The sequence below is a fragment of the Mesorhizobium sp. M7A.F.Ca.CA.004.06.1.1 genome (assembly GCF_003999135.1).
In the GTDB taxonomy this organism is placed as follows: Bacteria; Pseudomonadota; Alphaproteobacteria; order Rhizobiales; family Rhizobiaceae; genus Mesorhizobium.
The window spans coordinates 1-3,718 of the sequence record NZ_RZPQ01000591.1; the positions used below are offsets into that span (position 1 = coordinate 1).

The 3,718-nt window shown below is 61.1% G+C and carries 6 protein-coding genes; 5 read left to right on the forward strand and 1 reads right to left on the reverse strand.

Annotated features, from left to right (window positions below):
• Positions 1–31: 31 nt before the first annotated feature.
• A complete protein-coding gene (locus tag EN906_RS26380; RefSeq protein WP_127269476.1) occupies positions 32–649 on the reverse strand; it encodes a L,D-transpeptidase in 618 nt (205 codons plus the stop codon).
• 226 nt (positions 650–875) lie between these two features.
• Between EN906_RS26380 and cueR the strand changes: the two genes are divergently transcribed.
• The 5 genes from cueR to EN906_RS26405 all read left to right on the forward strand — a co-directional run bounded on the left by cueR (position 876) and on the right by EN906_RS26405 (position 3,581).
• A complete protein-coding gene (gene cueR / locus EN906_RS26385; protein ID WP_127269477.1) occupies positions 876–1,298 on the forward strand; it encodes a Cu(I)-responsive transcriptional regulator in 423 nt (140 codons plus the stop codon).
• A gap of 58 nt (positions 1,299–1,356) precedes the next feature.
• The gene (locus EN906_RS26390; RefSeq protein ID WP_127269478.1) at positions 1,357–1,788 is read left to right on the forward strand and encodes an OsmC family protein; all 432 of its coding nucleotides are present in this window, start codon (positions 1,357–1,359) and stop codon (positions 1,786–1,788) included.
• Between the two features lie 370 nt (positions 1,789–2,158).
• Positions 2,159–2,488 carry a hypothetical protein gene (locus EN906_RS37810; RefSeq protein WP_189526393.1) on the forward strand — a complete coding sequence of 110 codons (330 nt, stop codon included), beginning with the start codon at positions 2,159–2,161 and terminating at the stop codon, positions 2,486–2,488.
• 240 nt (positions 2,489–2,728) lie between these two features.
• On the forward strand, positions 2,729–2,989 hold the full coding sequence (locus tag EN906_RS26400; RefSeq protein ID WP_127271563.1) for a hypothetical protein: 261 nt from the start codon (positions 2,729–2,731) through the stop codon (positions 2,987–2,989).
• A gap of 91 nt (positions 2,990–3,080) precedes the next feature.
• On the forward strand, positions 3,081–3,581 hold the full coding sequence (locus EN906_RS26405) for an MmcB family DNA repair protein (protein ID WP_050596738.1): 501 nt from the start codon (positions 3,081–3,083) through the stop codon (positions 3,579–3,581).
• Positions 3,582–3,718 lie beyond the last annotated feature (137 nt).

Here is a 3,718-nt window from a genome sequence, read left to right on the forward strand (position 1 = left end):
TGCCTAGACGGTCCGCGTACGAAAACTGCCTCTAGAGAACGATGACCTTGGCGCCGACCGAGGCGCGGTCATAGAGGTCGATAATGTCCTGATTCATCAGGCGGATGCAGCCAGACGACATCGCCTTGCCGATCGAATTCCACTCCGGGCTGCCATGCAGGCGATAGCCTGAATCACCGCCCTTGTTGAACAGGTACATGGCGCGCGCGCCGAGCGGGTTCTTCAGGCCCGGCTGCATGCCGCCGGCAAACTTTTCCAATTCCGGCTGGCGCTGGATCATCTGCCTCGGCGGCGTCCAGGTCGGCCATTCGCGCTTGAGCGCAATGTGGGCGGTGCCATGCCACTCGAAGCCCTCGCGGCCGACGCCGATGCCGTAGCGAATGGCCCTTCCGTCGCCCTCGATGAAGTAGAGGAACTTGTTCTGCGTATCGACGATGATCGTGCCCGGCTTTTCCGGGCTGTCGTAGTTCACTTCCTGCCGATGGTACTTCATCGGCACTTTCTCGATCGGGATGCGCGGCAGCTGATAACCTGCGTCGGTGACCGCGCCGTAGTTGTTGGAGAATATCTGCGAGCCGATGGTGCTGCAACCGGCGATAGCAGTGGAGAGCGCCAGTGCGGCGATGATTGCAAACGACTTCATGCGCATCAGGTGATCCGGTGCCCCGCCCAACTTCGGCGGCACGAGTCGGCCGCTCTCTCATCATCATTCATGCTGGCATTTGCTTTGCTTGCCAAGCGCGCGATGCCTATATGCCTGCCTTGACGTACCGGTAAGCGTATCACTATGGCATTTTGGCAACAGGACTCACAGGATTGTGAAGCAAATTCAAGGGGCCTGCTCCATGGGCTCCTGGAAATCGAGGAGAACCGTCATGAATGTCGGTGACGCCGCCCACCGCTCCGGCCTGCCGGCCAAGACCATCCGCTACTATGAAGAGATCGGCCTGATCGCCCCGGCGCGCGCCGCCAACGGCTACCGCGATTATTCCGGAGACGACATCCACCGGCTGGCCTTCCTGCGCCGCGCGCGCAATCTCGGCTTTTCCATCGACGATTGCCGCCAGTTGATGGCGCTTTACCAGGATCGCAGCCGCGCCAGCCAGAACGTGCGCGAAATTGCCGCCGCCCATGTCACGGCGATCGAGGAGAAAGTGCGCGAGCTGCAGTCGATGCGCTCGACGCTGCAGAAACTGATCCATGCCTGCCACGGCGACGAAAGGCCGGATTGTCCGATCCTTGATGACATGGCGGGGGCGGCGTTGCCCAGCGACAAGGTCGCCTCTGCGCCTGCATAATGACTCTACGTCGACGAGGCCCGACGCCTGGTCGACTCCTGCCGGGAGGACATCCGCAATGGTCTCGATGACCGTCGAACTGCGCAATGTGGAGGACACGCAAGCCGCCATGGGCTGGGCCGGCGGCCACACGATCATCGTCGACCGGCCCGAAGGCAAGGCCGGCGGCATGGGCCTGTGCTTCAATGGCGGCCAACTGCTCGCCCTGGCGATCGGCGGCTGCTTCTGCAACGACCTTCGCTACGTCGCCGAGGAAATGGGTGTAACGCTCAACAAGATCGCGGTGACCGTCACGCTGAACCTCGAAGGCAAGCCTTTGCTCGCGACCTCGTCAATCATGAAGGTTTCATGCACGACACTGGACGGCTCCGACCCGGCGGAGATCATCACAAGGGCCGCGGCGATTTCCACGGTCAGCAACTCCCTGCGCCAGGGCGTGCCGGTGAGCATTGAAACGGACGCAACGGCGACCGGCTTGTCGGAGGAATGATCCCTGGGAACAGGCGCATTTGGCCGCGTGGATTGTCAGAGACCGCTAAAAAGATCCGCCGCCGGCACGGCAGGGGGATTGACCCAATTTTCTTCGGCATCTGGGCGCGTCAATCTGCCGCTCTATGTCTTCCCTTGTCGCAATGATCAACGATGGAGGTTGGCATGGATCGGCGATTGTTTCTGACTGGAATGCTTGGGCTTGCAGGGGCTGCGACCGTCGTCGCAATCGCGCGTCCTGCCACCGCCCTGGCCGGCATCCCTGATACGGGGCCCGGCATTCTCGATGAGCTCGACAAACCATCCGACGACATTCTCGGCCCGGATGGTCCCGATGTTCAGGACGGCGTCGAGTTCGTGCGGCACCGCAGATGGCACCGCCGCCGTCGCCGACGCGGGTGGAGGCGGGTTTGCCGTCGCTATTGGCGCAATGGTTCTTGGCGCCGCAGATGTTTCCGCAGATCCTTCTGGATCCACTTCTGACGGGATCACCAAACGCGAAGGCTCCGGCATCCGCCGGAGCCTTCGCTATCGCTGCGGGCTTGAATCCAATCGGCAAAAAAGGCCCGCCGCCCCTCGGCAGCGGGCAGGTCCTGGAGTGCCGGGGGATCAACCCGGCATGGGATCAACGAGCGGATCACCGGTTGGTTGCAGGGATCGGCCCGGTAGCCTTCCTTTGGGTGGACCGCCACCGGGCCTGACCGGAGCGGGGTGTATTGGGGGAGCCCCGGCTGCTTCCAAAATATCACCTTTCACTTAAATTAGCTTTAGCTAATTTACAGAAAGCCATGCGCCACCCGCAGATGGGTTGCGCCTTCACGGAAATGTCGAAGTGACGTCTCCCTGCTTATGCAATTCGACATTCGCGGAACTGAAGCGGTTGCATCTGACTTTGGTTGGTAACGCGCAAAGACTTTTTTCTGCTATCTTAGGGTTACTAAATGGAAATTGATCGGCGCGGCATATCAAGTCGATTCGCGCTGACGATCTCTTTGTTTTTCGAGGAACTGCTTGGCGTGTTCCGCCCAATCAGCCGCCGTGACTTTATGCTCCCGAACGGACTTTCTGAAAGCCTTGCGCAGAGCGTCAAGGTCAAAGGCCCATACTTGTTGGCCTTCTTTAGTGTTCGATTTTGCGTCACCCGTCCCCATGGAAGCGACGGTACGCACCGCAAACTCAATCTTTCAAGGATCAATGCCTGACTTCTTTTGGGTATATCCGGGTATATCGAATATACAATCGTCTGCATAAAACAGGTTCAAACCGTGAACAAAATCTGGCATGGTGCCTGGCATGCCGATCATCTCCCCCATCCTCATCAATCCTCTCATCGACGGCCGCCAGTCCGAACGCGCCATGCTGGTGCGGCGCGGCGTACAGCGGCTGCTCATGGATATGGGCGCACATGTGTTGCCCGAACTGTCGCTGGCCACGGGCCGCCGCGCCGACCTCGTCGCGCTGACCCGGCAGGGCGATATCTGGATCATCGAGATCAAATCCTCGATCGAGGATTTCAGGGTCGACCGCAAATGGCCCGACTACCGGCTGCATTCCGACCGCTTCTTCTTCGCCACCCATCCCGGCGTGCCCTCGGAGATATTTCCCCAGGAGTGCGGCTTCATCCTCTCCGACGGCTACGGCGCCGAGATCCTGCGCGATGCGCCCGAGCACCGCATGGCAGCGGCAACGCGCAAAGCGCTGATGCTGCGGATCGCGCGGGCCGGCGCTTCGCGGCTGCTGGCGGCAGAGCTTGCCGGCGTGTCGGTGCCGGCGCTGGAGGGTGAGAGCGAGTAGCGATTGTCCCCCAAGTCCTAAGACTGCCTCTACTCTTCACCGTCCTCCACGCCACCCCTGGCGGGCGCCATGAGCAGCACGGCAGCGCCCAGGATAGCGGCGATGAAGGAACCGGCGAGGATGCCGACCTTGACCGC

What these genes read in the sequence shown, in the direction of transcription:
- EN906_RS26380 (WP_127269476.1), bottom strand. Translation starts at nt 649, where the DNA reads ATGCGCATGAAGTCGTTTGCAATCATCGCCGCACTGGCGCTCTCCACT.
- cueR (WP_127269477.1), top strand. Translation starts at nt 876, where the DNA reads ATGAATGTCGGTGACGCCGCCCACCGCTCCGGCCTGCCGGCCAAGACC.
- EN906_RS26390 (WP_127269478.1), top strand. Translation starts at nt 1,357, where the DNA reads ATGGTCTCGATGACCGTCGAACTGCGCAATGTGGAGGACACGCAAGCC.
- EN906_RS37810 (WP_189526393.1), top strand. Translation starts at nt 2,159, where the DNA reads ATGGCACCGCCGCCGTCGCCGACGCGGGTGGAGGCGGGTTTGCCGTCG.
- EN906_RS26400 (WP_127271563.1), top strand. Translation starts at nt 2,729, where the DNA reads ATGGAAATTGATCGGCGCGGCATATCAAGTCGATTCGCGCTGACGATC.
- EN906_RS26405 (WP_050596738.1), top strand. Translation starts at nt 3,081, where the DNA reads ATGCCGATCATCTCCCCCATCCTCATCAATCCTCTCATCGACGGCCGC.